General features: G+C 73.0%; 20 protein-coding genes, 1 tRNA gene, 1 pseudogene and 1 riboswitch. Of the genes and pseudogenes, 14 read left to right on the top strand and 8 right to left on the bottom strand.

Annotation, left to right across the window (positions count from 1 at the left end; genetic code table 11):
• Positions 1 to 79 precede the first annotated feature (79 nt).
• Positions 80 to 257: riboswitch (M-box (ykoK) riboswitch) on the top strand.
• A 417-nt stretch (positions 258 to 674) separates the two neighbouring features.
• Positions 675 to 2,081: a lanthionine synthetase C family protein gene (locus ACFWPT_RS31015; protein ID WP_380485820.1), complete on the bottom strand. Its 1,407-nt coding sequence runs from the start codon at positions 2,079 to 2,081 to the stop codon at positions 675 to 677.
• Positions 2,082 to 2,241: 160 nt separating this feature from the next.
• Between ACFWPT_RS31015 and ACFWPT_RS31010 the strand changes: the two genes are divergently transcribed.
• The 4 genes and pseudogenes from ACFWPT_RS31010 to ACFWPT_RS30995 all read left to right on the top strand — a co-directional run bounded on the left by ACFWPT_RS31010 (position 2,242) and on the right by ACFWPT_RS30995 (position 5,694).
• Positions 2,242 to 2,391 (top strand): hypothetical protein, encoded by a 150-nt coding sequence (locus tag ACFWPT_RS31010; RefSeq protein WP_380380475.1) that lies wholly within the window; start codon positions 2,242 to 2,244, stop codon positions 2,389 to 2,391.
• Positions 2,392 to 2,496: 105 nt separating this feature from the next.
• Positions 2,497 to 2,748 (top strand): hypothetical protein, encoded by a 252-nt coding sequence (locus ACFWPT_RS31005; RefSeq protein WP_380485818.1) that lies wholly within the window; start codon positions 2,497 to 2,499, stop codon positions 2,746 to 2,748.
• A 21-nt stretch (positions 2,749 to 2,769) separates the two neighbouring features.
• A pseudogene (locus tag ACFWPT_RS31000) lies at positions 2,770 to 4,653 on the top strand (lantibiotic dehydratase family protein); the annotation flags it as partial.
• A gap of 117 nt (positions 4,654 to 4,770) precedes the next feature.
• Positions 4,771 to 5,694, top strand: a complete 924-nt coding sequence (locus tag ACFWPT_RS30995) for a thiopeptide-type bacteriocin biosynthesis protein (protein WP_380485835.1) — start codon at positions 4,771 to 4,773, stop codon at positions 5,692 to 5,694.
• Positions 5,695 to 5,778: 84 nt separating this feature from the next.
• On the opposite strand, the gene ACFWPT_RS30990 is transcribed toward ACFWPT_RS30995, so the two are convergent.
• Positions 5,779 to 6,156: a helix-turn-helix domain-containing protein gene (locus ACFWPT_RS30990; RefSeq protein WP_363378072.1), complete on the bottom strand. Its 378-nt coding sequence runs from the start codon at positions 6,154 to 6,156 to the stop codon at positions 5,779 to 5,781.
• A 140-nt stretch (positions 6,157 to 6,296) separates the two neighbouring features.
• Here ACFWPT_RS30990 and ACFWPT_RS30985 point away from each other — a divergent pair, with 140 nt between their 5' ends.
• Positions 6,297 to 7,280, top strand: a complete 984-nt coding sequence (locus tag ACFWPT_RS30985; RefSeq protein WP_380485815.1) for an NADP-dependent oxidoreductase — start codon at positions 6,297 to 6,299, stop codon at positions 7,278 to 7,280.
• 70 nt (positions 7,281 to 7,350) lie between these two features.
• Here ACFWPT_RS30985 and ACFWPT_RS30980 read toward each other — a convergent pair whose 3' ends face one another.
• Positions 7,351 to 8,445, bottom strand: a complete 1,095-nt coding sequence (locus ACFWPT_RS30980) for a polyprenyl synthetase family protein (RefSeq protein WP_380485813.1) — start codon at positions 8,443 to 8,445, stop codon at positions 7,351 to 7,353.
• A gap of 349 nt (positions 8,446 to 8,794) precedes the next feature.
• Here ACFWPT_RS30980 and ACFWPT_RS30975 point away from each other — a divergent pair, with 349 nt between their 5' ends.
• Both ACFWPT_RS30975 and ACFWPT_RS30970 read left to right on the top strand, forming a co-directional pair.
• Positions 8,795 to 9,961 (top strand): serine hydrolase domain-containing protein, encoded by a 1,167-nt coding sequence (locus ACFWPT_RS30975; protein ID WP_380485811.1) that lies wholly within the window; start codon positions 8,795 to 8,797, stop codon positions 9,959 to 9,961.
• Between the two features lie 125 nt (positions 9,962 to 10,086).
• Positions 10,087 to 11,271: a serine hydrolase domain-containing protein gene (locus tag ACFWPT_RS30970; protein ID WP_380485809.1), complete on the top strand. Its 1,185-nt coding sequence runs from the start codon at positions 10,087 to 10,089 to the stop codon at positions 11,269 to 11,271.
• 132 nt (positions 11,272 to 11,403) lie between these two features.
• Here the strand turns inward: ACFWPT_RS30970 and ACFWPT_RS30965 are convergent, their stop codons facing one another.
• Together ACFWPT_RS30965 and ACFWPT_RS30960 are read right to left on the bottom strand one after the other, a co-directional pair.
• Entirely contained in the window at positions 11,404 to 12,105 is a 702-nt protein-coding gene (locus tag ACFWPT_RS30965) for a response regulator (protein ID WP_380485807.1), read from the bottom strand.
• Positions 12,102 to 13,358: a sensor histidine kinase gene (locus tag ACFWPT_RS30960; protein WP_380485805.1), complete on the bottom strand. Its 1,257-nt coding sequence runs from the start codon at positions 13,356 to 13,358 to the stop codon at positions 12,102 to 12,104. Before ACFWPT_RS30960 ends, ACFWPT_RS30965 begins: the two co-directional genes overlap by 4 nt.
• 373 nt (positions 13,359 to 13,731) lie before the next feature.
• On the opposite strand from ACFWPT_RS30960, the gene ACFWPT_RS30955 reads away from it, so the two are divergent.
• From ACFWPT_RS30955 to ACFWPT_RS30940, 4 genes are all read left to right on the top strand, one after another.
• Positions 13,732 to 14,175: an MMPL family transporter gene (locus ACFWPT_RS30955; protein ID WP_380485803.1), complete on the top strand. Its 444-nt coding sequence runs from the start codon at positions 13,732 to 13,734 to the stop codon at positions 14,173 to 14,175.
• Positions 14,176 to 14,338: 163 nt separating this feature from the next.
• Entirely contained in the window at positions 14,339 to 15,757 is a 1,419-nt protein-coding gene (locus tag ACFWPT_RS30950) for a hypothetical protein (RefSeq protein WP_380485801.1), read from the top strand.
• The gene (locus ACFWPT_RS30945) at positions 15,754 to 17,043 is read left to right on the top strand and encodes an ABC transporter substrate-binding protein (RefSeq protein WP_380380732.1); all 1,290 of its coding nucleotides are present in this window, start codon (positions 15,754 to 15,756) and stop codon (positions 17,041 to 17,043) included. Before ACFWPT_RS30950 ends, ACFWPT_RS30945 begins: the two co-directional genes overlap by 4 nt.
• 107 nt (positions 17,044 to 17,150) lie before the next feature.
• Positions 17,151 to 17,224, top strand: a tRNA-Met gene (locus ACFWPT_RS30940).
• 57 nt (positions 17,225 to 17,281) lie between these two features.
• On the opposite strand, the gene ACFWPT_RS30935 is transcribed toward ACFWPT_RS30940, so the two are convergent.
• Together ACFWPT_RS30935 and ACFWPT_RS30930 are read right to left on the bottom strand one after the other, a co-directional pair.
• Positions 17,282 to 17,914, bottom strand: coding sequence for a cyclase (locus tag ACFWPT_RS30935; RefSeq protein ID WP_380485799.1), 633 nt, complete (start codon positions 17,912 to 17,914; stop codon positions 17,282 to 17,284).
• Positions 17,915 to 18,144: 230 nt separating this feature from the next.
• Positions 18,145 to 19,068, bottom strand: a complete 924-nt coding sequence (locus ACFWPT_RS30930) for a DUF4436 family protein (protein WP_380380736.1) — start codon at positions 19,066 to 19,068, stop codon at positions 18,145 to 18,147.
• Between the two features lie 581 nt (positions 19,069 to 19,649).
• Here ACFWPT_RS30930 and ACFWPT_RS30925 point away from each other — a divergent pair.
• A complete protein-coding gene (locus ACFWPT_RS30925) occupies positions 19,650 to 20,828 on the top strand; it encodes an agmatine/peptidylarginine deiminase (RefSeq protein ID WP_380485797.1) in 1,179 nt (392 codons plus the stop codon).
• A gap of 283 nt (positions 20,829 to 21,111) precedes the next feature.
• On the opposite strand, the gene ACFWPT_RS30920 is transcribed toward ACFWPT_RS30925, so the two are convergent.
• Complete coding sequence (locus ACFWPT_RS30920; RefSeq protein ID WP_063352386.1) at positions 21,112 to 21,708, bottom strand: TetR/AcrR family transcriptional regulator; 597 nt, start codon at positions 21,706 to 21,708, stop codon at positions 21,112 to 21,114.
• Positions 21,709 to 21,954: 246 nt separating this feature from the next.
• Between ACFWPT_RS30920 and ACFWPT_RS30915 the strand changes: the two genes are divergently transcribed.
• Positions 21,955 to 23,187: an agmatine/peptidylarginine deiminase gene (locus ACFWPT_RS30915; RefSeq protein WP_380485795.1), complete on the top strand. Its 1,233-nt coding sequence runs from the start codon at positions 21,955 to 21,957 to the stop codon at positions 23,185 to 23,187.
• Between the two features lie 98 nt (positions 23,188 to 23,285).
• On the top strand, positions 23,286 to 24,284 hold the full coding sequence (locus tag ACFWPT_RS30910; protein ID WP_380379040.1) for an agmatine/peptidylarginine deiminase: 999 nt from the start codon (positions 23,286 to 23,288) through the stop codon (positions 24,282 to 24,284).
• Positions 24,285 to 24,367: the final 83 nt, after the last annotated feature.

Here is a 24,367-nt window from a genome sequence, read left to right as displayed (position 1 = left end):
TGACGGGCGGTCCGGGCGGTTCTGACGGGGGGTCGGAGCGGCTTGACACCCTGGTCGGGGGGCGCGTCTACTTGTCGACGCGACTCCTCGTTCGGTGAGGCGTCTGCACGGATACAGGCCACTGATCCGACGACGTCGAGAGACGCCCAGGGTCAGGACAGGTCTCCTCGGCTTAAGGGGTGACCCGAAGTGGCTTCCCGCCCGCTCGGGTGGGGATACGCCGTGCAGTGCCGAAGCTCTTACGTGAGGGGTGTCGCCACCCGGCAGCAGGGGTCCGACGAGGGCCCGGCGCTGCCCTGTCCGCGCGCAACCGAGGGAGGTGGGCGATGAAACCCGGTCATAGTACGTGTCACCGCCGCACTCCCCTCACCATCGTGCACGTCTGAGACTCCGGCCCGACGTGCGCCAACTGCCCTGATCCGGGCGGCAGTCCGTGCTGCCCGGGGTCGGGGTGGTTCGCCACTCGCCCGCACCGCCCGTACCGCCCGCGCCGGTTGACCGGCGCACCGGCGGCGGCATCTCACGTGCCCCGAAGAACGAGACACCCTCCGATGATCCTGACCGGTTCCGCCTGCACGCAGCTCGGGCAGGCGCCCCGACACCCGCTCCGAACGGGCGGGCCGGGCGGCCCGCCGACGGCAGACCGCACCGACCCGCCCGCACCGGGGCGGCCGCTACGCGAGCAGCAGCGCGGCGTCCCACGGCAGGGCGCCGGCCTCCTCCGCGCCGCCCGCCAGGTGGTCGACCAGGGCGAGCGCGACGCCGGCCGCTCCTTCCAGGAACCCTGCCCGGTCGCGCGCCCAGGTCGGCCGCTCCCCGCCGGGTGTGACCGCGCCGGGCGGGGGCAGGCAGGGGAAGGCGAACGCGGCCTCGGGGTCGTAGTGGGCGATGACCTCCTCGGCCAGCGGTCCGAGCCGGGCCAGCAGTCGCGCGTCACCGCTGTCCCGGGCCACCCGGGCGGTGACTTGGAGCAGACCCGCGGCGCCGTGGCAGAGCATGGCGTCGTGCAGGCCCCGCCGCTCGCGCGGCCGGTCCAGCACGGCGTGGAACGCACGGACCGCCCCGGCCTCCCAGTCGGGCTCGTCGAACGCCTGCCCGGCCAGTTGCAGGGAGCGGGCGACGCCCGGCGTTCCGTAGCACCAGGCGGCCCTGGCCCGGGGGGCGTCGACTCCGCCGGGCCGGTCCCCACCGGGCCGGTGCTCGTGCCCGGAGGTGAGGGAGGCCGGCCAGTCGGGGCCGCCAGCGCCCTCGTCGTCGTGGCGGCGGTGTGCCAGCAGCCACTGGGCCATCCGGTGCGCGGCCTCGGCCATCCCCGGCACCACGACTCCCTCGCGGCGGGCGAGCGCCAGCAGGGCCAGCGGCCCCGGAACGCCGTGCGCCAAGCCCAGGTTGAGGTGACCGTCGGGGAACCGCGCATCCGCTCCGGGCGAGGGCGGCCCCGGCACGCACCAGCCGGGCACCGTGCGGCCACCGATCCGCAGCGGCCGGCTCAGCTCGACCAGATACTCCAACACCGCGACCAACAGCGGCCGTTGGCCGTCACCGCAGGCCAGCAGATAGCGGCCGAGCCCGGTCAGACCGCCGATGACATCGTACGCGGCCATGGCCGGCCCCCGCTCCCCCGCGGCCAGCCGGGCCCGCTCCAGCGTCAGCAGCACATGGACCCGCTCCGCCACCCGGCGGTCCAGGGCCGCGAGCAGCCCGGCGTAGTCCCCCGGGCCGGCGACCGCCGTACGGACCGCGAAGGCCAGCGCGGGCGCGCCCTGGTAGAGGCTGTCCGCCGCGCTCCCCCCACCCAGCAGGGAAACCGCCGAAGACAGCTGGGCGTGCGTCACCGGACGCCAGGACCGGTCCTGCCGTGCCAGCCGGGCGAACAGCAGCGCGATGCCCGGGTAGCCGTCGCCGAGCGACGCCGCTGACCACGGGCTCACCCCGAGGTACGGATCGGCGTTCCCCGGGGCCGCCATGACTCCGGGCGCCCGGTCGGGATCGCGCAGCAGCCGCGCGACCGACTCCACCGCCTCCTCCGCCGTCCGCTCGACGGCGCCTTTCCCCCGGTTTTCCATCATGGAATTCTCCATGCCATGTCCTTCTTTCGGATCGTGGTTTCGGCATGCCCGAAGACACCTTGCCACAAATCTCGAAAGATTCCCCACGGGGCTTCGGTTGACGGAAATCGAAAAGCCTCGTAGCGTCATTCACGAGCCGGACGGACCGGCTGATTCCGAAAGGGAGAAAATAATGCAGAACATTGTTTTCGCCGACGCCGAGCTTCAGTTCGACGCCTTCGACCTGGACCTGAAGGAGACCGTCAGCCAGGGCGACGAGGCCGCTGCCGTGCAGCACCCGTCGCTGGGCACCTGCTTCTGCAGCCACGGCTTCCACTGCTGAGCCGTCGCCGCAGAGCGCCCCGGGCGGGCTTTCGGCCCGCCCGGGGCGGTATTCAGGACGGGAAATTCCCCAGGTTTTCCAGGGGTTTGAACAAGGAGCTCTCGCATGCCCGCAACCGCACCTTTCCGAGGGGCTGGAACTCCATTGTTCCGCTGCGCGGACACCGCATTGTTGCGGGCTCCGGTCTTTCCTCGGAACCGCATCGAGGAAACCTTCGCGGATTTTCCCGCCGAGGCGGCCGACGAGCCGGAACAGCTGTCCCGGCAGCTCGCCCGGCTCGGTGCCGACCCCGAGCTGCGGGCCGCCGTCGCCCTGGCCAGCCCGTCGCTGGCACGTCTCGTGGACAAGGTGCGGTAGGGAGGCGCCGTCGAGCCGAAGCGCCTGCGCAAGGCCGTGCTCTCGCTGAGCCGCTACCAGCTCCGGATGGCCGCGCGGCCCACACCCTTCGGGCTCTTCGCCGGCGTCGCCGCCGTCCGGGTGGCGGCCTCCGCACCCACGGCCGCCGCACCCGCACCCGAGCCCGGTGACGCGAGCGCACGGCTCGGCACCGCCCACCGTCCCGTCGCCCGGCCCGACATGGGCTGGCTGAGCGCGCTGCTCGCCGGCCTGGAGACCAGGCCCGACACCCTGGCGGCGCTGCGGGTCGTCGCCAACGAGCTCACCTTCGTCCGCGGCGACCGTCTCGTCCTGCCCTACGTGCCCGAACGCCACGCCGCGGAGCCCACGGCCGGCCGGACCGTCATCGAGGTCTCCATCCGCCACACCCCCGCCGTGCGCGCCGTACTGGAACTGACGGCGGAGCCCGTCCAGTTCGCCGAGCTGGGCCGTCGGCTGTGCGAGCGGTTCCCCGGCACCCCGGAACAACGTGTGAACGGCCTGCTGGGGCAGCTGGTCGAGCGCGAGTTCCTGCTCACCGACCTGCGCCCGCCGACCACTGCCACCGACCCGCTGGCGCACGTCCTGGACCGCCTGCCCGCCGGCCCCGAGCGGGCGGAACTCGCCGCCGTCCACCGGGAACTGGGCGCGGCCCGGCCCGGCACCGACTACTCGTCCGTCCTGCGCCGGATGCGACGCCTGCACGAGACCGACCGCCGGCTCCAGGTGGATCTGGCCCTGGACGCCGACGTGACGCTGCCCGCCGAGGTGGCGGCCGAGGCCGAACGCGCCGCCGAGGCACTGTGGCGGGTCTCCCGCGCCCGCAGCGCGCCGCCCCACCTGGCCCAGTACCACGGCGAGTTCGTCGAACGCTACGGCACCGACCGGCTGGTCCCCCTCACCGAACTGCTCGACCCCGACCGCGGTCTCGGCGCGCCCGGCGGCTACCTGATGCCGCCCAGCGAGCGCGAGCAGCCCGCCAGGCCCGAGCCCTCGCCCGCGGACGCGCTGCGGATCGAGCTGGCCCAGGCCGCCGCCATGGCCGGTGCATCCGAGGTGGTCCTCGACGACGGCCTGCTCGCGCGCCTCAGCCCCGACACCGACCTGCCCCCGCCCGCCTCGCTGGAGCTCTACGCCCGGGTACTGGCCGGCTCCGCCGAGGCGTTGGCGCGCGGCCGGTTCCGACTCTGGCTGACCCCGGAGACCGGCGCGGACCACGCCGGTGCGACCATCGGCAGGTTCTCCCACCTGCTGCCGGACGCCGCGCAGCGGATCGCGGCAGCCTGCGCGGAAGCCGAGAGCGCGACTGACGACGGCACTGACGACGGCACTGGCGACGACAGCATCGAGACCGCCCAACTCGTCCTGCGGGCCTCCCGGTCGCGGTCGGCCAACCTCAACCAGGTCCGCCGTCTGCTGGACCGGCAGATCGTCGTCGGCGCCTTCGCCGACCGCACGGCCCCCGGCACGGTGCCGCTGGACGACCTCGCCGTGGGAGCCGACCTCACCGGCCTCCAGCTGGTGCGGCTGAGCAGCGGCCGCCGGATCGTCCCGCTGGCCTGGAACATGCTCAACCCACAGGCCCAGGTCGGCAACGTGGGGCGCTTCCTGCGCGAGCTGCGCCTGTCGGGTGTCCGGCCCGGCTTCACCTGGGACTGGGGCCCGCTGGAGCAGGCGCCGTACACCCCGCGCGTGCGCTACGGACGCACCGTGCTCGCCCCGGCCCGCTGGCGGCCGTCCGCGCCGTTCTTCGCCGACACCTCCATGCCGGAGCGGGAGTGGCGGCTGGAGTTCGACCGCTGGCGGGAGCGCTGGAGCGTACCGGACCACGTGCTGCTCTGCGTCGCCGATCGCGGCCTGGAACTCGACCTCTCCACCGGGCTGCACCTCCGACTGCTGCGCCAGGACGTCGCGCGGTGGCCGGACGCCGTCCTGCGCGAGGCACCGACGGGCGAGGACGCGTACGGCTGGCTGTCGGGCCCGGCGGGCGCGCACACCGCGGAGGTGGTCTTCCCGCTGCTCGCCGACGCGCCGATCCCGCGCCCCCGTCCCCGTCCCCGACCCGCTGTGCGCCCGACGCCCGCGCTCCGCGTCCAGCCGCCCGGCGGCGAGTGGCTCTACGCCAAGGTCTACTGCTCGACGCGGCGTCAGAACGAACTGCTCGTCGGAGCGTTGCCCCGCCTGCTCGCCGCACTGCCCGCCGAGGTGGACCGCTGGTTCTTCCTGCGCTACCGCGACCCCGAACCGCACCTAAGGCTGCGCTTCCACGGCGACCCGGCAGCGCTGAACCGGCAACTGCTGCCGAACTGCCACGACTGGTTCGCCGAACTGCGCCGCTCCGGACTGGCCTGGCGACTGGTGCTCGACACCTACGAGCCCGAGTGGGAGCGCTACGGGGGCCCGGCCGCGACCACCGCCGCCGAGGACGCTTTCGGCGCGGACAGCGCGGCCGTGCTCGCCCAGCTCGACGCACTGGAGGCGGGCCGGCTCGACCTGGACCCGAGGCTGCTGGGCGCCCTCAACATGCTCGACCTGGCCCGGCACGTCCACGGGGACACCGCCGAGGGCGCCGCGCGGGCGGAGGAGTGGCTGCTGACCACCTATCCCAGATCCGCCGTCCACACCCAGCTGCGCGACCTGCGGACGGCGGCCGTGCGGCTGAGCGACCCCGCCGACGACCGGGCGGCCCTGCGCGCCCTGCCCGGCGGCGGCGAGCTGCTGGCCGGCTGGCAGCGCCGGGCCGGTGCACTCGCCCGCTACGGCGAGGCGCTGCGCGCGGCCACCCCCCGGGGGTCGGAGCTGCCCGGCCTGGTGCACCTGCACCACAACCGGCTGCTCGGCATCGACCCGGAGGCCGAGGACCACGCCCGCGCCGTCGCCCGCGGCGCGATGGAGGCCCAGCGGGGCCGCCGCCTGCGCCGGCCCTGAGTTCAGGCCCCCACCGCGAGCCCGCCGTCAGCGGCGTGCCGGCCGGCCCCTCCGCGGCGCGAGCCGGTCGTCGCCGATGCCGGGCTACCCCGCGACCGGCTCCGGGCGGAAGGCCTGGTCGATGTTCTCCTCGACCCAGGAGCGAAGCGCGTTCAACGGCACCGCGGCACTCTGGCCGAGGCGGGTGAGGGAGTACTCGACGTGCAGGGGGACGACGGGGTACACGGTGCGGTCGAGGATGCCGAAGTCCTCCAGGCGGCGCAGGGTCTGGGTCAGCACCTTGGGGCTGACGCCCTGGAGGCGGCGCTGGAGTTCGCCGAACCGCTGGGGACCGTCTTCGAGGGCGCCGATGGCGAGAGCGGCCCACTTGTTGGCGAGCAGGTCGAGCAGGATGCGACAGGGGCACTGGGCGGCGTAGACGTCGTGCTGCGAGTGCTCGCCGCTGGGGCAGGTGGTCGTCATGCTCACTCTCCTCACCAGGACACTTCCCGATGGGAAGTACTAGCCCTTGAAGGTAACCATACCTGCGGGGATAGCGTCGCCGGCATCAAGGAACGGCCGCTGAACGGCCTTCCACACTCTGATGCTTCGGGAGATGACGCATGTCCGCAGACACGATGCGCGCGGTGGTCCAGGACACGTTCGGCGGGCCGGAGGTGCTGCGGGTCGCCGAGGTGACGCGCCCGGTGCCGCTGCCGACGGAGGTGCTGGTGCGGGTGCACGCGGCCGGGATCAACCCGGTGGACTGGAAGACCCGCGGCGGCTCCGGCATGGCCGGCCTGCTGGGTGAGCCGCCGTTCACGCTCGGCTGGGACGTGTCCGGCGTGGTCGAGGAGGTCGGCTTCGGCGTGACCACGCTGAAGGCCGGTGACGAGGTGTACGGCATGCCGTGGTTCCCGCGCGCCGCGAACGCCTACGCCGAGTACGTGACCGCCCCGGCCCGGCAGTTCGCCCGCAAGCCGGCCACGCTCGACCACGTTCACGCCGCCGCCGTGCCGCTGGCGGCACTGACCGCCTGGCAGGCCGTCGTCGACACCGCCCGGGTGCGGGCCGACCAGCGGGTGCTGATCACCGCAGCAGCCGGCGGGGTGGGCCACTTCGCGGTCCAGTTCGCCCGCCACCTGGGCGCCCACGTGATCGCCACCGCCAGCGCCGCCCGCCACCCTTGGCTCAAGGAGCTCGGCGCCGACGAGGTGATCGACTACACCAGCACCCGCTTCGAGGACGCCACCGCCGGCATCGACGTGGTCATCGACCTGGTGGGCGACGCCCACGACCTGACCAGCACCCGCGCCCTGAAGGTCCTGCGTCCCGGCGGCCTGCTGGTCGCCATCCCGGCCGGCGTCTCCCCCGAGCTGGCGGCGGCCACCGAGGCGGCCGGCGTGCAGGTCACCCCGTTCCTGGTCGAACCGGACGGCGCCGCGCTGACGACGATCGCCGCGCTGATCGACGCCGGCGAGGTCGCCGTCGAGGTGGAGCGGACCTTCCCGCTGGAGCAGGCCGGGGCCGCTCACGCCCGCGGCGAGGCGGGCCGCACCCGCGGCAAGCTCGTCCTCACCACCAAGGTCGGGCCCGGAGCCAACTGACCGCCGGTCAGGGACGGGTGGGATTCCCGGCTCGCCCACCTCACCTCATCCCACCCCGCCTCACCTCGCCTCACCGGACTCGCTCGACGCTCCACCTCGGCAGGTACTCGAAGAACGCGACGGCCTCCTCCCGCCACCTGGGGCGCCAGGCCGCGGCCTCCGTGGCGGCCGCGTGGGCGAAGCGCCGCATGTCCGCCCGCATCCGCTCCGGGACGCCGTGGCGGTGGGCGAGGTCGCGGATGGCGGCGATGGTCTCCTCGGTGCAGGCTCCGTCGCCGAGCGCGGACTCCACCATGGCCCGCTCGGAGTCGGTGGCCGCCGCCAGGACGGCACGGACGGTGTAGTTGCGCCGCCCCTCCCGAATGTCCGTTCCGGTGGGCTTGCCCATCGTCCCCGCGTCGCCGAAGAGGTCCAGGTAGTCGTCGCGCAGCTGCCCGCAGATCCCCACCAGCCGGGCGTAGCGGCGCAGTTCCTCGTCGTGGCGGGCGGGCTGGACGCCGGCGGCGAGCAGTCCCAGCTGGAGCGGGGCGAGGACCGAGTAGCGCGCGGTCTTGTAGTCGGCCACGTCGTGCAGCACCTCCTCGTCCGGGTCCGCGGTGAAGTCCCGCTCCAGGTCGATGATCTGGCCGACGAACGTGGCCGTTGCCGCCCGCGTCTGCACCTCGACCATGGCCTGCCGGACCGGGAGCGGGGCCCGGGAATCAAGAAGGACCTGGAGCGACAGCGCGAGTGCGAGGTCGCCGGCGAGGACGGCGAGCCCGAGCGCGGTCTGTGGCTGGTCGGGGAACCGCCCCCGGTAGGCGTAGTAGGTGGAGGGCCCGCCCCGGCGGGTGGGGCTGTCGTCGATGATGTCGTCGTGGACCAGCCCGTGGGTCTGGAGGAGTTCGATGCTCAGCGCGGCGTCGTCCAGCCCCTCCACGGGCTCGGCAGTCACCAGCCGGGCGGCTTCGAAGAGCAGGGCCACCCGCATCCGCTTGCCGCCGCGCAGCGACAGGTCCCGCAGCAGGGCCAGGCAGTCCGGGGTGAACCGGCTGAACGACGGAACGTCGAAGGCGGCGGCCAGGTCCTGGAAGTACTGCTCGGACAGCGCGCTGAACCGGCGCTCGTACCCGGCGAGACGGGCCCGGATCTGCTCGGTGGGTACGGCGGCGGCGGTATCGGTCACGAAGATGTCTTCCGTTCGGCCGGGTCTGCGCGCCCGCGCAGGCGCGGAGGTGCCACGGATCCCGGCGGTGGTCCGTCACCCATGCTGCCCCACCGGCCTCCCGACCCGAGCACCCGGTAGGTGCCCTCCCGCGCTCCCCGCAGCAGTACAACACGCCCCCGTTCGAAGAGCCGCTCCACCGGAAGGTCGACAAGAGCACCGCCGGGAGCACGGTCCTGGCTGGGGGCGGCTCCCGGAGCCAGCTCCCGGGTGCGGTTCGTCCTGGATACGGACGAACTCCCCTACCCCTGAATGGTCCTCTTGATCAAGGCCGGGAATCACCGGCGCCATTCATCAGAGGGGTCCCTTCGTGAACGAGCATGCACCGCACAGCCGTCTCCCGCGCTCCCGCCGGGGCGGCCGGCACCGGGCGGTGGCGGTCGTGACCGCCGTGGCCGCCGGCGTGATGACGGTCGGAGCGCTGGCACCGACCGCGGCGTTCGCGGGCGGCAAGCCGGACAACGTCCAGTCGAGCCTGAACGCGCTGGTCAAGGACGACGGTCTGCCCGCCGCGCTGGCCGCCGTCAAGGGCCGCGACGGCCGCACCCGCACCTACACCGCCGGCGTCGGCGACATCGCCACCGGAGCCAAGGTGCCCACGGACGGGCAGGTGCGGATCGGCAGCAACACCAAGACCTTCACCGCCGTCGTCGTGCTCCAGCTCGTCGCCGAGGGAAAGGTCGGCCTGGACTCCCCCGTCGAGACCTACCTGCCCGGCCTGCTGCGCGGCGACGGCATCGACGGACACCGCATCACCGTCCGCCAACTGCTCCAGCACACCAGCGGCCTGCCCGAGTACGTGGACAAGGACTCGATCCTCACCAGCCCGACGCGCTACTACGAACCGCGCGAACTCCTCGACGCGGCCCTGGCCCAGAAGGCCCACTTCGCCCCGGGCACGAGCTGGGAGTACAACAACACCAACTACCTGCTGGCCGGCCTGATCATCCAGAAGGTCACCGGGCGGCCGCTCGGCGAGGAGATCAACCGGCGCATCGTCGACCGCATCGGCCTGCGCCACACCTACTTCCCCGCCCCCGGGGACACGGGCATCCGCGAGGCCCACCCCAAGGGCTACAACCGGGACGCCGACGGCTCGCTCCGCGACTACACCGAACTGGACCCCTCCTGGGGCTGGGCGGCAGGCGCCGTCGTCTCCACCAACAGCGACATCACCCGCTTCTACACCGCGCTCCTCGGCGGCCGGCTCCTGCCCGCGGCGCAGCTCGCCCAGATGCGCACCACCGTCCCCGCCGACGAGGTGGGCCCCGGCGCCCGCTACGGGTTGGGCCTGGTGAGCCGGCCGCTGTCGTGCGGCGGCCTCTACTGGGGCCACGGCGGGACCATTCCGGGCTACGACACCGCCGGGGGCGCCACCGATGACGGCCGCGCCACCAGCATCGCGGTGACCATGATCCCAAGTGGCGCCGCCGGACAGCACGTTGAGGCCACGGTGGACGCGGCCCTGTGCCGCTGACCCTCCCCGATCCGGCCTGAGCGTCCGCACCGGTACGACCCGCGGGTTCTGCGCGCCTCGGCGCGCGCGGAACCCGCGCACCCGCGCACCCCGCCAATTCCCCCTTCCCGTAGAGGAGTTCTTCCGTGAACGAGCACGTCCCGCACAGCCGGTCCCCCCGGTCCCCCCGGGCCCACCGGAGCCGCCGCGGCAGGCACATGGTGGCGGCAGCCGTGGCCGCCGGCGTCGTGGCGGCCGGAGTGCTGGCACCGACCGCGGCGTTCGCCGGCGCCAAGCCGGACAGCGTCCAACAGAGCCTGAACGCGCTGGTCAAGGACGACGGCCTGCCCGCCGCGCTGGCCTCCGTGAAGGGCCGTGACGGCCGCACCCGCACCTACACCGCCGGCGTCGGCGACATCGCCACCGGGGCTAAGCCCCCCGTCGACGGGCAGATACGCGCCGGCAGCAACACCAAGACCTTCACCGCCGTCGTCGTCCTCCAACTCGTCGCCGAAGGCAAGATCGGCCTCGACGCGCCCGTCGACACCTACCTTCCCGGCCTGCTGCGCGGCGACGGCATCGACGGACGCCACATCACCGTCCGGCAGTTGCTCCAGCACACCAGCGGCCTGCCCGACTACATGGACGCCCCCGCCCTCGCGGACTTCACCACCGTGCAGTACCGCTACTTCGAACCCCGCGACCTCCTCGACGGCGCCCTCGCCCAGCAGGCCCGCTTCCCCGCGGGCACCAGTTGGGAGTACAGCAACACCAACTACATCGTCGCCGGACTCCTCGTCCAGAAGGTCACCGGACGGCCCGTCGGCGAGGAGATCACCAAGCGCGTCATCGACCGCATCGGCCTGCGCCACACCTACTTCCCCACCCCCGGGGACACCAGCATCCACGAGGCCCACCCCCAGGGCTACTTCCGCAGCTCGCCGGACGCGCCCCCGATCGACTACACCGAGATGGACGCCTCGATGGCCTGGGCGGCCGGGGCGATCGTCTCCACCAACACCGACCTCAACGCGTTCTTCACCGCGCTCCTCGGCGGCCGGCTCCTGCCCGCGGCGCAGCTCGCCGAGATGCGGACCACCGTCCCCGCCGAACTCCTGGGCCCGGGGGTCCGCTACGGGCTGGGCCTGCAGAGCAGGCCGCTCTCCTGCGGCGGCCTGTCCTGGGGCCATGGCGGCACCTCCCCCGGCTACCGCTCCCGCGGCGGCGTCACCGACGACGGCCGCGCCGCCACCATCACCGTCACCACCGTCCCGGGCGGGGCCGGCGCGCAGCACATGGCGGACGCACTGGACGCGGCCCTCTGCCTCTGACCGCTCCACCCCTCGGTCCGGCTCCCGCGCGCGGGGGCCGGACACCGGACGGCCTCGCGGCTCCCGTGGACGGGAGCCGCGAGGCCGTCCGGCTCGGGGCGACTCGGAGCAACTGGCCCCGCTCCGCCCGGCTCAGCCCGGCGGGTTCGCGGGGCGGGCTTCGACCAGGCCGGACTCGTAGGCCGCGATCACCGCCTGGGCGCGGTCGCGGACGCTCAGCTTGGCGAAGATGCTGGTGATGTAGTTCTTGACCGTGGAGACGCTGATGCCCATCGCCGACGCGATCTCGGCGTTGTCCAGGCCGGTGGCCAGCAGGTGCCACACCTCGATCTCGCGGGGCGTCAGTTCACCCAGGCTGGAGGCCGGCAACGGCACCGGTGCCGGCGGCAGGCGGGGCGCGGTGACGTACGTGGAGATCAGCCGGGTGAGCAGGCGCGGTGCCACCGCCGCCTCCCCGGTGTGCACGGTGCGCACGGCCGCCGAGAGCTCCTCCGGGGAGACGTCCTTGGGCAGGAACCCGGAGGCGCCGGCGCGCAGGGCGGCGACGACGTACTCGTCCATGTCGAAGGTGCTCAGCGCCAGGACCCGGCAGGCCGGTAGTTCCCGTGTGAGCCGCTCGGTGGCCTGGACGCCGTCGAGAACCGGCATCCGGATGTCCATCACCACGACGTGGGGCCGGTGCCGGTGCGCGAGGTCGACCGCCTGCTGGCCGTTGTCCGCCTCGGCCACCACCTCGAACGCCGGGTCGGGTGCCAGGATCAGGGCCAGGCCCCGCCGTACCAGCGGCTGGTCGTCGGCGATCAGCACCCTGATCCGCTCCGGGGTTCCCGTCATCCGAGCCGTTCCTCTCCGTCGGCCGGCGCCACCGGCAGGCTGGCCATCACCCGGAAGCCACCACCGTCCACGGCGCCGGCCACCATGCTGCCGCCCTGCAGCGCGACGCGTTCGCGCATGCCGATCAGACCGTATCCGGTGCGGCCCGCCCTCGGTCCGGCCGCACCGCCCGCTCCCGCCAGGGCGCCCACCAGGGTGTCGGCCGGCGCGGCGGTGCCGTTGTCGGACACCTCGACGGTGATCCGGTCCGGGTGGTACGTCAGCCGGACCCGCGCCCGGGCCCGGCCGGCGTGCTTGCGGGTGTTGGTGAGGGACTCCTGGACGATCCGGAACACCGCCAGGCCGGTGCTCGGCGGCAGCGGGCGCTCCTCCCCCAGGACGGCGAACTCGGTGGGAAGACCGGCCCTGCGGGACTCCTCGACGAGCCGTCCGAGGTGCCCGACACCGGGCTGCGGCTCGGACGGCGACTCCTCCGGCTCGTCGCCGGCCCGGAGCACGTCGAGCAGTTGACGCATCTCGCGCAGCGCCATCCGCCCGGAGCCCTCCAGCGTGACCAGGGCGTCGCGCACCACCTCGGTGTCACCCCCGAGGTTCGCTCTGGCACCGCCGGCCATCAGCTGCATGGTGGTGATGTGGTGGGCGACGATGTCGTGCAACTCCCGTGCGATGCGGCGCCGTTCCTGCGCCACCGCGCGGTCGGCCAGCAGCCTGCGCCTGACCTCCACCGCGTGCTGCCAGCGCTTCAGCGCCTCGGCCGCGGCGATGACCAGCACCGCGGCGAGCACGTTGGACGCCGCTCGCGAGAGCGGGGGCGGCAGCGGATGCCCCCGGCCCAGCAGCGGTACGACGGCCGCCACGAGGGCGGCCGGCGCCGCCACCGCGATGCCACGGGAGCGGGCCACGGCGAACAGCGCGACGCAGAGCGTGCAGTTGAAGTGGTGCGGCACCGGCCCGCTCAGGTTCAGTGCCAGGCCGAGGACCAGCACACCCGCCAGTGACGCCAGCGGGTAGCGGCGCCTGGTGAGCAGCGGCATGGCCGCCAGTACGAGCAGGACCAGCGCCGTGAGGGCGATCGGCTGGCTTCCGTCCGGGCCGCCGATCGAGTAGCCGAGGAGGTCCAGGGCGGCCGACCCGACGGCCACCAGCGCGTCACTGGCCGTCCAGGGCAGGCCGTCGGCTCTCGGCGGCGACTGCGGCGACTGCAGCTGCGGCAGCGGCAGCGGCAGCGGCAGGGGCCGGTGGTGCGTCGACATGCTGGTGATGGTCCTTTCCGTGGCCGGCCGGCCGTGTGCCGTCGTCCGTGAGCCGTGAGCCGTGTGCTGTGCGCTGTGAGCCGTACGCCGTTCCCGCGGAGGCCCTCGGGGGGGGCGTCCGCGGTCCATTCTCCCTGTGGCTCCCGGCCCCGGGCCGGCACCCGGGACCGATCCCGGACCAGGCCCCTGGTCCTGGTCCGGGCCTGGTGGCGGGCCCAGGTCCTGACGGCGTTCTCCTCCCGCGCTCGGACGAGAACGCCCGGTACGCCGTGATGGTCTGGAGACGTGCCGGAAATCCCCGGCGACAGCACCACCGCCGGAGGACATCGCGATCCGCGCCCTGACCGGATTCTCCACCAGGAATCCGTGGAAGGTGATCGCCGTATGGGCGGTCCTGGGAATGCTCCTGACCGTCCTGAGCCAGACATTGATCTACCGGGTGACCCAGACGCAGACGGCCGACTTCCTGCCGAAGAGCTACGACTCGGCCGCCGCCATGAAGATCGCCCAGGACCGCTTCGGGACGAAGCCCGACGCCAATCCGGTGACCGTCCTGGTCGCGCGGACCGACGGCCGGGCGCTGACCGCCGCGGACCGGCAGCAGATCGGCGACGGGGCGAAGCGGCTGAGCCGCCTCAAGGTCACCATGCCCACACCCAAGGACGCCGCGCCCCTTCAGCGGGACTACTCGCAGATCCCCCAGGTCGACCCGGCCATGACCGCGCCCGACGGGACCTTCGAGCTGCTCTCCGCCAACCTCACCGGAAACCCCGCCGACCCGGGCCTGGAGAACACCTACCGGGGCCGCGTAGGGTGACCGCCCAGCTGACGATGCGTCAGAGTGCGCCACCCGGGCCGCCGGAGTCGAAACTGATACTCCGTCATATTCCGCTTCCCGGTAGCCACTCCATAGTCGCGTGGCTAGGGTGGGCGACGATCCGTCGGGCTCCTGACGGGCCGAGCCGGGGGGCGGGATGCGGATGGCGGCCATTGCCGGCGTGGGGTCACGGTCGCACCGCTTCGGCCGCAGGCCCGCCGCGCCACCCACCACTCCGGGCCGGCTGCGCCGGGTTGTGGTCGCGCTGGTCCTGTGCACGGCGGCGCTGTGGGGGACGTTGGAAGCGGCGCTCGCCGGCGCGCACACGGCGGTGTCCGCCGCCGAAGCCCACGCCGACCCGGCCCTTGTCGACATCGCGCAGCTGTCCTACCTGCTCGCCGACGCGGACCGGGTCGCGGCCGGGAGCTTCGCCTCGGGGACGGTGCGCCTGAGCGGACCGGGGCAGCGCTACCAGGACGATCTGAAGTCGGCCCACCAGGCGTTGGCCCGGGCCGCCGAGCACGACGCGACCGGGCCGGCCGGGAGCGGGCGACTGCAGGCCGTCGAGGGACTGCTCGTCGAGTACACCAGCCTGGTCGAACAGGCGCATGCCACCGAGAGCCAGGGTGCCCTCGGCGCCGCCTACTTGAGCTACGCCTCAAGCCTGATGCACAAACCCGGTGACGGAGTCCTCGCCCAGGTCCAGCAACTGCGGGCCGCCGAGCAGCAGGAACTGGGCCGGCAACAGCAGAGCGGATGGCTCGCCCCGGTCGTGCTGCTCGGCGTGCTCGCCCCCGCGGTGCTCGCCCTGGTCCTGCTGGTCGGTACGCAGCGCTTTCTGAGCCGCCACTTCAACCGGCGGCTCAACCCGTACCTGCTCACCGCGTCCGTCCTGCTGCTCGCGCTGGCCGGCTGGACGGTGGTGGCGACCCTGCACACCGACCGAGCCTTCGGCACCGCCACCGACGAGGTGCTGCCCCGGCTGACCGCCACCTGGCAGGCTCGCGCGCTCGCCGCCGAAGCGGCAGGCGGTGATGCGCTGGCGGTGGTCCAGATCGTCCCCGGACAGGACCTTTCCGACGACTTCGCCACCTACACCGGCCCACTGGCGGACCGTCCGGTCACGCCGGGAGCGGTCGCGGCGGCCGAGAACCAGCAGCCCGCGTTCCACGGCATCCTCGCCGACCTGTTCGATGCCGACCTCCGCCCCGACTCCTCCCCAGCGAAACGGGACGCCGCCTTGCACACCCTCCGGGACTTCCAGCAGTTCACCGCGGCCGATGCCGAGCTGCGCCGGCAGGCCGCCACGCGCGGCCCCGCCACGGCAGCCGCGGCCGACCCCACCGTGGCGGCCACGGCTGTCGGCCCCGGCGCCGCCCAACTGGGCGGCGCCGGCGCGGCGTTCGACGCCGACCTGGCCCGCCTCACGGAGCTGGACCGGCAACGGCTGGCCGATGCCGAATCGGCGGCCCGCTCCGACCTGGGCCTGGGCCGCGCGCTCCCGGTGCTGTGCGCCGCCATCGCGGTGCTCTGCCTGGGCGGCCTCTGGCCACGGATCGACGAGTACCGGGCCGCGCGATGAGCAGGGCGGACCGCTGGGCCCGGGCCTGTCTCGCCCTGCTGCTGGTCGCCCTCTTCGGCCCCACGGCCTGCAGCAGCGGCGGGTCGGGACCTGTGGTCCATGTGCTCGGCACCTGGACCGGCAGCGAGCGGGACTCGTTCCTGGCCATGGTCGCGCCGTTCGAGCAGCGGACCGGGATCAGGGTGGACTACCAGGGCTCCCGGGACTCCGACACCGTGCTGGCCGACCGGGTCGACAACGGGACGCCGCCCGATCTCGCCGTCCTCTCCAGCCCCGGAAAGCTGGTGCAGTACGCCCGGGCCGGCCGGTTGGCCCCGCTCGACGGTGCGCTCGACCTGCCGGGCATGGCCGCGCAGTACGGAGCGAGCTGGGTGCGGTTGGGCGCCGTGGACGGCAAGCAGTACGCCGTGTTCGTCAAGGCCTCGGTGAAGAGCCTCATCTGGTACTCCCCCAAGGCCCTTGCCGCACACGGCTGGACGCCACCCGGCAGCTGGGACCAGCTGAACACCCTGGACCGGCAGATCGCCGGGGCGGGTGTCCCCCCGTGGTGTGTCGGGCTGGAGTCCAGCTCCGCCTCCGGCTGGCCGGGCACCGACTGGCTGGAGGACATCGTCCTCGCCCAGTCCGGGCCGGACGTCTACGACCAGTGGGCGAGCGGCGTGCTCGCCTGGAACTCTCCTGCGATCAAACGGGCCTGGCAGACCTGGGGAGACGTGGTCGCCGCCAAGGGCCTGGTCCGCGGTGACTCCCGCGGCATGCTGCTCACCGACTTCGCCGGCTCGGGCAACTCGCTGTTCGGCCGGCAGCCGGGCTGCTACTTCGAGCACGCGGCGTCCTTCATCACGGACTACTACCAGCAGGGCGACCCGCAGCTCAAGGCCGGCGAGGACTACGACTTCGCCCGGTTCCCGACCATCGACGAAGGGTTCAAGGGCACCGAGGAGGTGGCGGGCGACCTGCTCGGCATGTTCCACGCCACCCCGGCCGCCCAGCAGCTCGTCGCCTACCTCACGACGCCCGAGGCGCAGCAGATCTGGGTGGCCCGCGGCGGTGCACTGAGCCCCAACCGCCAGGTGCCCACCACCGTCTACCCGGACGCCCTGTCCCGGCGCCTGGGCCAACTGCTGGTCGACGCCCGGGCGGTACGGTTCGACGCCTCCGACCTGATGCCGGACGCGATGCAGAGCGCGTTCTACCGAGCCGTGCTCGCCTACGCCAACGACCCTTCGCAGCTGGACACCCTGCTCACGGACCTGGACCGGGTCCGGGCCACCGTCTACGCCTGACTTTCGGCTGGGGACGGCAACCCGCATCTCGGGCGGCCGCACGCACCCGGCCGCCGGGTAACCGATTAGGTGATCGCCGGCCGGTGCCGTAAGGTCGGTACTACCGACGCGGGGTGGAGCAGCTCGGTAGCTCGCTGGGCTCATAACCCAGAGGTCGCAGGTTCAAATCCTGTCCCCGCTACTTCTGCCACTGGGGCCGACGCACACTGTGCGTCGGCCCCAGTGCTGTTCTCCCCGGTCAGCTCACCGTCGTGGTGCTGAGCGCCTGCGCGGTGGCGGGGTAGCAGGCGGTGGGCACGTCGACGGTGAAGAACGAGACGGGCACGGTCGCCGTGAAGGTGAGCCCCGGGTTCGCGTAGCTCGTACCGGCCACCGAGGTGCTGATGACGCTGCCGGAGGCCCCGGCGGCCAGGTTCAGGGTCAGCGCGGGGAGCGTGAAGGTGCCGCCGCCGTCGACCGACCCGTTCACGGTGAGCACGACGTTGCCGTTGTTCACCGCGACGCTCGCGCTGCCCGAGTAGCCGGAGCCGCCGGTCAGCGACTCGCCGGTCAGCGTGGCGTTCGCGGGGACCGGCACGGTGAGCACGATGTTGCTGATCGACTGGATGCTGTAACCGCCCACCGTGGTGGGCACGGTGAGCGCGTCGGGGGCCAGGGTGACGGTGAACTGGCTGCCGGCCGCGACGGTGGCGGGCGCGGCGGCGTTGACACCGGCGTTGAGGTTGAAGGTCTGTGCCGACCCGATCGGCGGAGTCGCCTGGCAGGCCAGGACGACCGGGGTGTCCGCGGCCGCGGCGGTCGGCGCGAACAGCCCGACCGCGGCCACGCCGCCGGCGAGCACGACCGAGGCACGTCGCAGAGCAGAGGTCATTCCCATGAGGGTTCTCCCGCGAAGCCTGAAGTGGGGGGGTGAGGGTGGGGCGCGCGAGCGTCGGGGCGTGGGGTACCTGAGCCATCCGGCCACCCGGCGGCCCGGCACAGGCCGGGCGAATTCAGCATGGGCGCGTCAGGGACACCCAACAATCCTGCTGCACAAGGTAGTTGCAGCACTTTCCGGCCATTCTCCGGCCGCGCCCGCCCACGGGGTGCCGCCGCCGGGCCTCACGGCTGGTCGGCGGCGGCCTCGCGTTCGCGGCGCTGCCGGTGCTCGGTGCGGATGCCGCACCAGGCGGTGCAGGCCAGGCTGGCGGCGATGATTCCTTCGGCCCAGAAGAACGCGAGGTAGTCGATCAGCGATCCGATCGGCGGTGAGCCGGGGGCGGCGTTGCGCATGCCGATCAGGGCGAACAGGCTGGCCGCCATCCAGCCCAGGGAGGGCCAGACCAGGCCCTCGCGCTTGCGGTAGAGCACCTCGGCGGCGCCGAGGACGGCCAGGGCGATGGCCCACATCGCCGCGATCATGAACCAGGCGAGGATGAAGGTGCTGCGGGAGCGGGTGATCTTCGCGTCCAGGGCCACGGCGCCGGTGGCCCCGGCCGTGGCCTGCGGGCGCACGACGAAGAACGGGTCGGTGTCGGTGAGGACCAGGCCGACCGGCACGGGGGTGGCGCCGCTGGTGGCCGTGAAGCCGGCCTCCATGCGGTAGCGGTCGAAGGGGTAGTCGGTGATGGTGCCGTCGTACATCCCGATGTGGACGAGCTGGGGCGCCGCGCTCTCGCCCTCGGCTGCCCGGATGGTCGTCCTGGGTGTGCCGGTGACGGTGATCTCGACGGGTCGGCTGAAGGCCTGGCCGTCGGCGCCGGCGGCGAGCCTGCCGTGCGGTACGGGTGTGATGTAGAGCGTCAGCTGCTGGGCCGCCGGGTCCACGTCCTGGGCGGTGACGTCGAGTTCGATCCAGTCCTGGGCCGAGGGGATCGCCAGTTCGCGGGTCTGCTCCCGGGTGTTGCGCTCGTTGAGGTACAGCCCGATCCCGCTCCCGCACAGGGCGACGACCATCGCCAGGACGACGGCGAACCGCCAGCGGTGGCGAGGAGCGCGGCGCGCAACCGGGCTGGTCGCGCTGGTGTCATCGGTGGTGACCTGCACGGTCGTCCTTCCTGAAGCTGTGGAGTCGGGGCGGCGGCCGACGCGTGCGCGGCGGAGGCCCTGGCGGCCCGCCTCCGTGGGGGGTGGACGGGCCGCCAGGGGGCACGGAGCCCGCGCTGCGGCGGGCTGGTCCTGGGACCGGGGGTGCCCCCGCATCTTTTACTAGACTGAAAATTCAGTCAAATCCAGAGAGAGCGGTGAGCTGCGGCGCACACGGCGTCGAGGCCGGGCGCCGCACACCGCCGATGAGGCCCTGGCGACGAGGGGCCACGAGTGCGAGCAGGGTCCAGCTGGAGTACGGGTCCGATGGGGCGGCCGTCGCACGTCCCCGCGCCCTTCATCAGCGGACGGGCCGGCTCACAGGCTTGACCGATTTTTCAGTCAATGAAAGTGTTGACGGCGAGCTCGAAGTTCACCGGCTCCCGCCTCGGCATCCACGTCGCCAACGGCGCCGTCGTCGCCGCTTCGTTCGGCACCGTCCCGCTCGGCAACCGCTTCGTTCGGCAACGCCTCGTTCGGCGACCGCCGCCTCGACGCCGGCAGCCGCGACAACCAGCGCTACCCCATGACCGGAGAATCCCGTGCCCCACCCTGATCTGTCCCGCCGCACCATCCTGCGCTCCCTCGGCGGCGCGGGCGTCCTCGCCCTCGGCCTGACCGCCTGTTCGGACCTCGACGAACCCGTCGAGGACGCCACGCAGGCCCCGCAGCCGTCCGGGGCGCCGCAGCCGTCCGGGGCCCCGGCGGCGCCCGGCGGACGCCGCTTCGGCGCCGAATGGGAGAAGCACGTCCGCACCGTGATGTCCTGGCCCGCCTCGGAGAACGTCTGGGGCGACCAGCTCCCCGACGTCCGGAAGGACATCGCCGGCCTGGCGCGGGCCATCGCCGCCCGCGAACCGGTCGTCCTGATGGCCCGCCCCGAGCAGAGGGACGCCGCGCAGAGCGCGTGCGGCTCCGCCGTCGAGGTCGTCCCCATCGCCGTCGACGACCTGTGGGCCCGCGACACCCTGCCGGTGTTCGTCGAGGAGGGCGGCAAGGTCAAGGGCGTCGACTTCAACTTCAACGGCTGGGGCAACAAGCAGCAGCACGCCAACGACGGCAAGATCGCCCGCACCGTCCTGGCCAAGTACGGCGTCGAACGCATCGAGACGAAGCTGGTCGCCGAAGGCGGCTCCTTCGAGACCGACGGCCAGGGCACCCTGCTGGTCACCGAGAGCTCCGTCGTCAACGGCAACCGCAACCCCGGCATGTCCCGCGACCAGGTCGAGGCCGAGCTCAAGAAGGCCCTCGGCGTCACCACCGTGATCTGGCTGGCCGGCGTCAAGGGCAAGGACATCACCGACGCCCACGTCGACTGCCTCACCCGCTTCGCCGCCCCCGGCGTCGTCCTGCTCGACCAGGCCTTCCCCGGTTCGCCCGCCGACGTCTGGTCCCGCTCCGCCGACCAGGCCCGCGGCGTCTTCAAGGACGCCGTCGACGCCCGCGGCAAGAAGCTCGACGTCATCGAACTCCAGCAGCCCGACCCCGACAAGATCACCGGCCGCGGCGACGCCTTCGTCTCCTCCTACATGAACTTCTACGTCGGCTCCAAGGGCGTCTACCTCCCGAAGTTCGGCGACGACCGCGCCGACGACCGCGCCCAGCAGATCCTCAAGCAGCACTTCCCCGACCGCGAGATCGTCCCCGTCAAGATCGACAACATCGCCGCCGGAGGTGGCGGCATCCACTGCGCCACCCACGACATCCCGGCCGTCGGGTGAACGCGCGGTTCGACTGACACCCGCCGGGGCGTGCGGCCTCCTCGAAGCTCTGCAGAAATCGAACAGTTCTGACTTCGGGCAGCACGGGCCCCTGCCGAGAGTTCGGCAGGGGCCCACGGTGCAGAGACCTGTAGACGGCCGGGACCTGCCGTCGACCAGTGGCAGGCCGGCCGACATCGGCTACCGTCTGCCGCCGGTCCGACGGCCCGGCCTCACCTCAGGTGTCGGGTGAAGAACTGGGCCGCGGCGGCCCGCACCGAACCCCGGGCAGGTGGAAGGTCGGTCAGCAGCGGCACCGTACGACGGCCGGCAGCGCCTCCAGCTCGACCTCGATCGCCTCCCGGAGCAGGCGTCGTGCGTGCTCCAGCGGCATCGAGCCGGTCAGCCAGCGGGCGCTGAGGCCCTCGATCAGGACGGTGAGGCGTTCGGCGGAGGCCGTGTGGGCCGGCGCCGTGGCCTCGGGGCGGGCGCGGCCGAGCAGGTCCGCGACGTCGTGCACCCAGGCGTGGGTGGCCCGTGCCAGCTCCTCCCGGAGATCGGGCTCGAAGACCGCGCTGGCCCTCAACTCCCCCCAGGCGGTGCTGTTCTCGCGCACGTCCGGGGTGTCCTGGAGTTCCAGGAGCAGGACCTGTTCGAGGTCGCGTCGGGGATCGTCCGAGTACCCGGCCGAGTCCCCCTCGGCGGTGTAGCGGTCCGCCCGGTCGCTGATGAACTCCAGGGTCTTGCGGAGCAGCCCGGCCCGGTCGGTGAAGTGGTAGTACAGCAGCGAGGTGGACACCCCCGCCTCGGCGGCCAGTTCACCCACGCGCAGCCCGCGCACGCCACGCCGCGCGATGACGCGGGTGGCGGCGATGAGTATCTCTGTTCGACGATCCGACACAAGCGATCACCCTACCCGGCCGGGGCCTCTCGTGGAGGAATTCCTGATCAAAGTTTCAGGGCTCAATGACCCTGCGACCAGGCGGGCGACCTCGGATCGGGGCTCACGGCAGGTTCACGGCAGGCTCGGGCCAGGCCGGTGCGACAAGGAAAACCGCGATACCGTACGTATCGGGTATTGACTGAATTTTTAGTTGCAGCCAAGATGTGCGTCACCCCACACCTCCCCGCCCCCGAGGGAGTCCTCTTGGACACGCCCGTTCCCACCCGCCGCAGCCTGCTCAGATTCGGCGCTGCCGCCCTGCCCGCAGCGGCCCTCGGCGCCGCGTTCGCCACCGGCCTCGGCACCTCGGTCGCCGCGGCCGCAGAAACAGCCACGGACACAGCCACAGCCACAGCCACGGACGCGGCCGCAGACACAGCCACGACGCCGTCCGGCGCCACGCTGCGGATGCCCGCGGAGACCGACCGGCACACCCGCACCTTCATGGCCTGGCCCGCCCTGTCCTCGGTCTGGCGCAGCCAGCTGTCGGGCGTCCGCCGGGACATCGCGAACGTCGCGTACGAGCTCTCGCGCTACGAGCCGGTCGCGGTGCTGGCCCGCCCCGGGCAGGCCGCCGACGCCCGGTACTACTGCGGCTCCGGCGCGTACTACGGCATCGAGGTCCTGGAGATCCCGAACGACGACCTGTGGATCCGGGACTTCGGCCCGACCTTCGTCGTCGCACCCGGCACCATCGCCGGGGTGGACACCAACTTCAACGGCTGGGGCAAGCGCGGCACCTCCTACTACCAGCCGTACGCCAACGACGCCGCGGCCGCGGGCACGCTCCTGTCCCAGTACGGGATCGCCCGCGTCCAGGCCCCGTTCGTGGGCGAGGGCGGCTCGCTGGAGACCGACGGGCAGGGCACCCTGCTGGCCACCGAGAGCTCGCTGGTGAACCCCAACCGCAACCCGGGCATGACCCGGGACCAGGTCGAGCAGGCGCTGAGGTCGACGCTCGGCCTGGACAAGGTCATCTGGGTCCCGGGCCTGGCCGGCCAGGACATCACCGACTGCCACATCGACTGCCTGGCCCGCTTCATCTCCCCCGGCCAGGTCATGCTGGACCAGCCCGGCCCGGGCACCGACCCCCGGTGGGTCGAGGTCTACCAGCAGACCAGGCAGGCCCTGCAGAGCGCCACCGACGCCCAGGGCCGCCGCCTGACCATCACGGAGCTGCCCGGCCCCGACCGCAACTCCATCCGGGGGACGGGCAAGGACTTCCTGTCCAGCTACACCAACTACTACACGGCCAACGGCGCCGTCCTCGTCCCGCAGTTCGGCGACGGCTACGCGGACGGGGTCGCCTACGCGATCCTCCAGGCCAAGTACCCCGACCGCACCGTCGTCCAGCTCGACATCGACAACATCGCGAGCGGCGGCGGCGGCATCCACTGCTCCACCCAGTCGCAGCCCGCCGTACCGCCCGCCGGCTGAGCGCGGCTGAGCGCGGCCGAGCCCCCCGCCGACCACCTCGGTCGGCCACTCTCGACCCCATCCTGACTGAAAATTAGAACAAGAGAGAAGGATCCGTCATGACGTTCCAGATGCCGGCCGAGTGGACCCCCCACGACGGGTGCCTGATGGCCTGGCCGACCAGGTCGGACCTCTGGGGGGAGACCTTCGAGGAGGCCAAGCGGGAGTACGCCCAGGTCGCCCGGGCGATCTCCGAGTTCGAGCCGGTCACGATGGTCGCGCTGCCGGACCGGGGCGCCGAGGCGCAGGAGCTGTGCGGGGAGGGCGTCGAGGTCGTGGAACTCCCCATCGACGACTCGTGGTTCCGCGACTCCGGGCCGATCTTCGTACTCGGCGAGGACGGCCGGCGGGCCGGTGTGGACTTCCGCTTCAACGCCTGGGGCGGCAAGCACCACCCGTACGACACCGACGACCTGATCGCCGGGCGGCTGCTGGAGCGCCTGGGCGTCGAGCGCATCGACTCCCGGATGATCCTCGAAGGCGGGGCGATCACGGTCGACGGCGAGGGCACGCTGATCACCACCGAGCAGTGCCTGCTGAACCCGAACCGCAACCCGGGGATGAGCAAGGAGGAGATCGAGGCCGAGCTGATCGCGAAGCTCGGCGTCAGCACGATCATCTGGCTGCCGTACGGCGGGCTGCTGGACACCGAGACCGACGGCCACGTGGACGGCGTCTGCGCGTTCGTCGCCCCCGGCAAGGTGATCGTCCAGCTGCCCGCCGACCCCGAGCACCCCGACTACGAGCGCATGCGCGCCAACCACGCCGTCCTGGCGGCCGCCACCGACGCCCGGGGCCGCAGGCTGGAGATCCTCGAAGTCCCGCAGAGCGCCTTCGTCGAGGTCAACGGCACCGACGTCGAGGTCGGCTACCTCAACTTCTACATCGCCAACGGCGGCGTCGTCGTCCCGGTCGCCGACGTCCCGGAGGACGAGGGGGCCCTCGCCGCCATCGCGGCCGCCCTGCCCGGCCGCAAGGTCGTCGGGGTCCGCTCCCGGGTGATCGCCTACGGCGGCGGCGGTGTCCACTGCATCACCCAGCAGGTGCCCACCGCCTGAGCCGCCCGCACGCACAACCACCCACCCGTCGCCGCGGCCCGGGCAGCGAACCCCCGCTGCCAGGGCCGCCCCCGCCCCCGCCC

It is taken from the genome of Kitasatospora sp. NPDC058478, from assembly GCF_042720345.1.
Lineage (GTDB): Bacteria > Actinomycetota > Actinomycetes > Streptomycetales > Streptomycetaceae > Kitasatospora.
Note: the sequence above shows the minus strand (reverse complement) of the source record. Positions and strands in the feature narration are given on the sequence as shown.

Coding starts and splice junctions, on each gene's coding strand:
- ACFWPT_RS31015 (WP_380485820.1), bottom strand. CDS start 2,081: ATGGAGAATTCCATGATGGAAAACCGGGGGAAAGGCGCCGTCGAGCGG.
- ACFWPT_RS31010 (WP_380380475.1), top strand. CDS start 2,242: ATGCAGAACATTGTTTTCGCCGACGCCGAGCTTCAGTTCGACGCCTTC.
- ACFWPT_RS31005 (WP_380485818.1), top strand. CDS start 2,497: ATGCCCGCAACCGCACCTTTCCGAGGGGCTGGAACTCCATTGTTCCGC.
- ACFWPT_RS30990 (WP_363378072.1), bottom strand. CDS start 6,156: ATGACGACCACCTGCCCCAGCGGCGAGCACTCGCAGCACGACGTCTAC.
- ACFWPT_RS30985 (WP_380485815.1), top strand. CDS start 6,297: ATGTCCGCAGACACGATGCGCGCGGTGGTCCAGGACACGTTCGGCGGG.
- ACFWPT_RS30965 (WP_380485807.1), bottom strand. CDS start 12,105: ATGACGGGAACCCCGGAGCGGATCAGGGTGCTGATCGCCGACGACCAG.
- ACFWPT_RS30960 (WP_380485805.1), bottom strand. CDS start 13,358: ATGTCGACGCACCACCGGCCCCTGCCGCTGCCGCTGCCGCTGCCGCAG.
- ACFWPT_RS30950 (WP_380485801.1), top strand. CDS start 14,339: ATGGCGGCCATTGCCGGCGTGGGGTCACGGTCGCACCGCTTCGGCCGC.
- ACFWPT_RS30945 (WP_380380732.1), top strand. CDS start 15,754: ATGAGCAGGGCGGACCGCTGGGCCCGGGCCTGTCTCGCCCTGCTGCTG.
- ACFWPT_RS30935 (WP_380485799.1), bottom strand. CDS start 17,914: ATGACCTCTGCTCTGCGACGTGCCTCGGTCGTGCTCGCCGGCGGCGTG.
- ACFWPT_RS30910 (WP_380379040.1), top strand. CDS start 23,286: ATGACGTTCCAGATGCCGGCCGAGTGGACCCCCCACGACGGGTGCCTG.